This window comes from Streptomyces sp. NPDC001985 (genome assembly GCF_040296845.1).
GTDB lineage: Bacteria > Actinomycetota > Actinomycetes > Streptomycetales > Streptomycetaceae > Streptomyces.
On record NZ_JBEOYB010000158.1, the window covers coordinates 1 to 5,390 of the forward strand.

Consider the following 5,390-nt stretch of genomic DNA (forward strand, 5'->3'; position numbering starts at 1 on the left):
CGCGGGTCGGGCACCCGCCCCGCGCGCGGGGCGGAGCGGAGTGCGGCCGGCGCCGGGGTCACCCGGCCGCCGGTGGTCCCGGCCGCTCCTGCCGCGCCTGTCGCGCGGATCTGTTCGGCGTCCTCGGCATAGACGCAGACCAGCCCGGCCGGAGTGCCCGCCGCCCCGCAGGAGGGGCACCCCTCAAGGTGGTCGGCCACCGGCAGCACCCGCCCGCAGCGCAGACACTCCAGACCGCTCAGCGCGGGATTCCCGATCACCCGATGCGAGGCGGCCATGTCAGCCGATCACCGTGAGACGGCGTTCCAGGGTGGTCAGCAGCCGGTTGCCGTCGGCGGTCACCACGAACGGGTCCTCCACTTGCACCGCGCCCAGGCCGAACTCGTAGTAGGGCGTCTCGAAGTTGACCACTGTGCCGTCCTCCAGAAGGTCGTCGTTGTCAGGGGTGATGAGCACCGGATCGTAGATCTCGACCCCGATGCCGTGCCCCACGTGGTGGCGCCGGTAGTGCGGTACGCCGGCCGCGCGCACGGCCTCCACCACCAGCTCGAACAGTTCCTTGCCCGCCATGCCCGGGCGCGCCTCGGCCAGCGCGCGCTCCTCACCGGCGACCATGGCCGCGTGGCAGAGGGCGAGCCGCTCCGAGGGCTCGCCCAGGCTATACAGCCGGGCGATGTCCGACCAGTACCCGTCCAGGACGCACCCGACGTCGAGCCAGAGCGAGTCCCCCCGGCACAGCGGCCGGTCCCGCGGGGCCCGCTGGCCCGCGACGCCGTCGCGGCCGAACTTCACCAGGGTGAACTTGGGCCGGGCGCCCCCCATGACCACGGTCCGCTCGAACTCGCGGACCAGGTCCTGTTCGGTGACCCCGGGCCGGGCGATGGCGGTGACCGCCTCGATGCCGCGCTCGGTGAGCGCGGCGACCGCCTCCAGCCGCCGGATCTCCTCGGGCGTCTTGACCTTCCGGGTCCAGCGGAGCACCGCCGCCCCGGCGGTGATGTCCGCCCCCGGCGCCGCCTCCGCGAGCGCCTGGAGGAAACCGTGCGGCACCCCCTCCTCGTCGACGGCGATCCGGGCACCCGCGAGGCCCGCGTCGCGCAGCGTACGGACCAGTCCGTCCAGCGCGGTGTCGGGGGCGGGACCGTCGACGGCGATCCGCCGCAGCGCGGCCTCCTCCTCGGTGAACCGGACGCCCTCTCCCGTCTCGCGGTGGAAGGTGCCGTAGCCGATCGCGGAGTCCAGGGCGGGCAGGATGTCCAGGGCCTGGTCCGCGTCGCAGCGCGAGGTGACCAGCCGCAGCCGCTCCGGCCGGTCCCGGGTGACCACGGCGAGGAACTGGCCGCTGTGGGGGAAGACTTCGAGCGCGACGCTCGCGACTCCGGTCAGGTAGTAGACGTTCTCGTAGGTGGTGGCGACCACGGCGTCCAGCCCCAGCGCGTCCATCCGGGCGGTCAGTCGTTCCAGGTTGGCGGGCATCTCCGCGCTCCCTCTGCTCGTCGGGGCGGCCCGCCCGTGCGGGGGCCGGTCGGGGGCCGTGGACGCCGGGGGCCGGTCGGGGGCCGTGGACGCCGGGCGCCCGTGCGGGGGCCGGTCGGCGGTCACGGGGCGCGCTCCCCCGCCGGGCGCGCCTCCTCCTCGCGCACCGCCGGGCAGACCGGGTCGCGGGCCGCCTCGATCAGCGCGTCCAGCGAGGTCAGGCCGGCCTTCTCGATGGTCTGCAACAGGCCGCGGGACCAGAGCCACTCGTCGTCGAAGGTCTCCCCGAGGTAATTGGCGCCGCTGTCCGCGGTCACCACCACGATGCGGCGGTCCGGGTGGTGGTGGGCGTGGTGGAGCGCCCCGAACAGGGCTGCTCCCGCCGACTCGCCCACCAGGACGCCCTCGGTGCGGGCGAGCAGCCGGCAGGTGGCGAGCCCCTCGTGGTCGGCCACCATGTGCACCCGGTCGACCACGCCCCGGTCGAGATTGCCGGGCTGCCAGCCCAGCCCGATGCCCCGGGTCGCCCAGGGGCCCTGCGGGTAGCCGAAGGTGGAGGAGCCGATGACGTCCACACCGACCGTCACCACATGCGGGCGGGCGCGCTTGACGGTGGTGGAGATGCCGCTGATGTGGCCGCCGGTGCCGACCGCCGTGACGAGGGTGTCGAACTCGGCGTCCCGCAGCAGCTCGTGCCCGGTGATCTCCTCGTGCGCCCGCGGGTTGACCGGATTGTCGTACTGGTCGGGCCAGAAGGCCCCGGGAATGCCCTTCACCAGTTCCTTGACCCGCTCGATACGCGCCCCTTGCATGGAGCCCTGGGCGTCGGGGTTCTCGATGACCTGGATCTCGGCGCCGAGCGCGGCGGCGTATCCGAGCATGGACCGGGGCGCCTTGCGGTCGACCACCAGGATGACCCGGTAGCCGCGGACCACCCCGATCAGCGCCAGCGCCTTGCCGAGGTTGCCGGAGGTCGACTCGACGATCGTGCCGCCGGGGCCGAGCAGTCCGTCGCGCTCGGCCTGGAGGACCATCGCCAGCGCCGACCGGTCCTTGATGCTCCCGCCGGGGTTCGCCCCCTCCAGCTTGACCAGGATCTGCGCCCCGTTGACGGACCAGCGCCGCAGCCGGACCACCGGGGTCCGCCCGATGGTGTCCAGCAGGCTCTCTCTAATCATGGTTCGACCTCACAGGCTCGGGTGTCCGTCGGCGGCGCTCCGGCTGGCATGGCGGCTCACAGGGCGAGCCGCACCCGGTAGTGCTCCAGCCACAGATTGAGCTGGAGGATGAACTCGACCCCGGCGCGCGCCATCCGGTCCTTGGCGAGGCGCCCCGGCTGGTCGACCAGTCCGGCGGCGGCGGCCAGGTCGGTGAGCGGCAGCACGGGCGCCTGCGGGTCGGCCAGCAGCGCCTTGAACTCCTTCAGGAGCCGCAGCGGGTAGTCGGGGTCGTGGCTGATCGGGGTGGCGCTGCGCGGCCGGCGGGTCACCTCCTCGGGCAGCAGCCCGGCGATCGCCTCCCGCAGCAGGCCCTTCTCGATGTCGCCGTGGCGGTGCGTCGCCGCGGGGATGTTGTAGCAGTACTGGAGCAGCTCGGGGCTGTTGATGGGCGAGCGGACCTGCATCCCGGTGGCGGAGAAGATCGAGGAATCGCCGCGGAACTGGGTGAGCACGAGATGGGCCACCGTACGGGTACGGCGGGCGTCCGCGTCCTCCTCGGGGAGGTACTCCACCGGGGCGACGGCGTCGGCGTAGGTGTCGGCGTAGTAGGCGGGCAGGTCGAGGGCGGCGAGCAGATCCTTGCCGACGAGCAGGGTGCCGAAGCCGTTGACGGCGCCGTGCCGCTGTGCGAGCGCGAGCCAGGGGAAGGTGCCGGAGTTCACCAGGCCGGGGTCGTTGCACCAGGTGGCGCCCCGGAAGGCGTTGTCCGAGCCGAGCCCGGTGAACACCACCTTGTGCCCGTCGGCCGCCACCTGCTGGAGGAAGATCTGCTGCCAGGCGTCCATGTCGTAGATCCGGGTGGGCACGTCCTTGGCGCGCAGCATCGACAGCCGGACCACCGGATCGAGGATGTCGGTGGCCTCCAGCCGTACGACGTGGTGCAGCGTGTCCACATGGTCGGCCACCATCCGGGCGTACGGCTCGTCCCTGCTGGTGCGCATGGCGTCCGAGTGGAAGGCGTCGTGGGCGTAGTCGATGGTGTAGCTGCTCAGCCGCCCCCTGCCGAGGCGTTTCAGCTCACCGGCGACCAGCGCGGTGACGGCGGAGGAGTCCACTCCGCCGGAGAGGGTGACGGCCGCGTGCGACGGGTCGGACGGCACGCTGCCGGCGGTGGACTCGTCCAGCATGGCGCGGATGCGCCGGACCGTGGTCTCCAGGTCGTCGGTGTGCGGCCGGGTCTCCAGCTTCCAGTAGGTGCGGCGGTTCCAGCCGGCGCGGCTGAAGACGGCGATCTCCGCGGGCTCCACCTGGGAGAACCGCTGGAAGAGCGGTCCGGTGGGCACCGCGTGGCAGATGACCTCGCGCAGCCCGGCGGCGTCCACCACGGGCCGGACCTCCGGATGGAGCAGCAGGGCCTTGCGCTCGGAGCCGAAGACCACGCCGGTCGGGGTCTCGGTGAGGAAGAGCGTCTGACCGCCGAGCTGATCGCGCGCCAGCACCAGTTCCTCGGTGCGCCCGTCCCACACGGCGAGGGCGAACTGTCCGCTCAGCCAGGGGATGAACTCGGTGCGCCACTGCCGGTACGCCGCCATCAGCAGCTCGGCGGAGGCCGCTTCGGGCGGCACGGGGCGGCCGGCGCCGCGCAGCCGTTCGCGCAGCCGCGCCAGGCCCCCGGGGGCGCCCGCGAAGCAGAGGACGATCTCCCGGCCGTTCTCCTCGGCCACCACGGGCTGACGGTCGTCGCCGTCCTCCACCACGAGCGCGCGGTGCCCCAGTGCGGCGCGCGGCGAGGTCCACACCGACTCGCCGTCCGGTCCCCGGTGGGCCAGTGAGCCGGTCATCGCCGTGATGACCGGTCGCTGCAGTGAGAGATTCCGCGAGAAGTCGATCCAGCCAACGAGACCCGACATGTGTCCGCCCTTCGACGCGTGCTTGACGGCCGGACCGCGACCGTCGGTGCCGGTGCGGCGCCGGCTCCGGAGCCATGGCCCACACGGTCGCGGCGGGGACTCGAAGGTGGATCGCGGTCGGCTGAAGAGCCGGCGCGCGGGTGAACGAAGGGGATCGTAACTAGACTGTCTACATGTAGAGAGCCTAGACTGGGGGTGGCAATCGAGCGGCGCGCCATCGAGCGCGCCGGTAAGGAGCGTCCGATGGCCATGACGGACACGCACCGGAACAGCCTGCGCAATCTGCCCTGGATACTGATCGCCGCACTGGGCGCGTTCGGGCTCATCCGGCCGGTGCTCAGCATCGTCGGCGCCTATGACTCCGGACCACTGGAGAAACCGGTCGGGCCCGTGCTGTTCACCGCCCTGATCGCGGTGGTCTGGGTGGGCACCGTGGTGGCACTCCGCACCCCCAGGCCGGTGCCGACCCTCCTCTTCACCGGGGTGGCCTACGGCGCCTTCGCGATCATCCTGAATCTGGCCCTGCAACCGTTCCTGGACGACGCCGACGCGGTCCCGGTCATCGGATCGATCGGCATCCTGGTCTTCAACGCCGCGCAGGGCGCGGTGCTCGGCCTGGTCGCGATGGGTCTCCAGCGGGTGCTGCGCCGCACCGGCGACTGACCAGCGCCACGGACATGAGCTGCCCCTGACCGAGCGCCTCGCCGAACTCGACGACGAGTACGGCGTCCTCGAATACGGCGACAGAACCGTGGACCAGATCGATGCCGAGGTCACCGCAGAAGCCCGTCGCCTCACAGCCCCCGCCCGGGGCGCCGCTGGAACCGTGGCGAGCAGCATCAGC

At 72.6% G+C, this 5,390-nt stretch carries 5 protein-coding genes; 1 reads left to right on the forward strand and 4 read right to left on the reverse strand.

Annotated features, from left to right (window positions below):
• The 4 genes from ABT122_RS33135 to ABT122_RS33150 form a co-directional block, all read right to left on the reverse strand.
• On the reverse strand, nt 1-278 hold a 278-nt coding region (locus ABT122_RS33135; protein WP_351559835.1), incomplete at its 3' end, for a hypothetical protein.
• A 1-nt stretch (nt 279) separates the two neighbouring features.
• On the reverse strand, nt 280-1,476 hold the full coding sequence (locus ABT122_RS33140; protein WP_351559837.1) for a M24 family metallopeptidase: 1,197 nt from the start codon (nt 1,474-1,476) through the stop codon (nt 280-282).
• A gap of 122 nt (nt 1,477-1,598) precedes the next feature.
• Nucleotides 1,599-2,654 (reverse strand): PLP-dependent cysteine synthase family protein, encoded by a 1,056-nt coding sequence (locus ABT122_RS33145; protein WP_351559839.1) that lies wholly within the window; start codon nt 2,652-2,654, stop codon nt 1,599-1,601.
• Nucleotides 2,655-2,710: 56 nt separating this feature from the next.
• Nucleotides 2,711-4,546, reverse strand: coding sequence for an asparagine synthetase B family protein (locus ABT122_RS33150; RefSeq protein WP_351559840.1), 1,836 nt, complete (start codon nt 4,544-4,546; stop codon nt 2,711-2,713).
• Between the two features lie 243 nt (nt 4,547-4,789).
• Between ABT122_RS33150 and ABT122_RS33155 the strand changes: the two genes are divergently transcribed.
• On the forward strand, nt 4,790-5,209 hold the full coding sequence (locus ABT122_RS33155; RefSeq protein WP_351559842.1) for a hypothetical protein: 420 nt from the start codon (nt 4,790-4,792) through the stop codon (nt 5,207-5,209).
• The last annotated feature ends 181 nt before the right edge of the window (nt 5,210-5,390 follow it).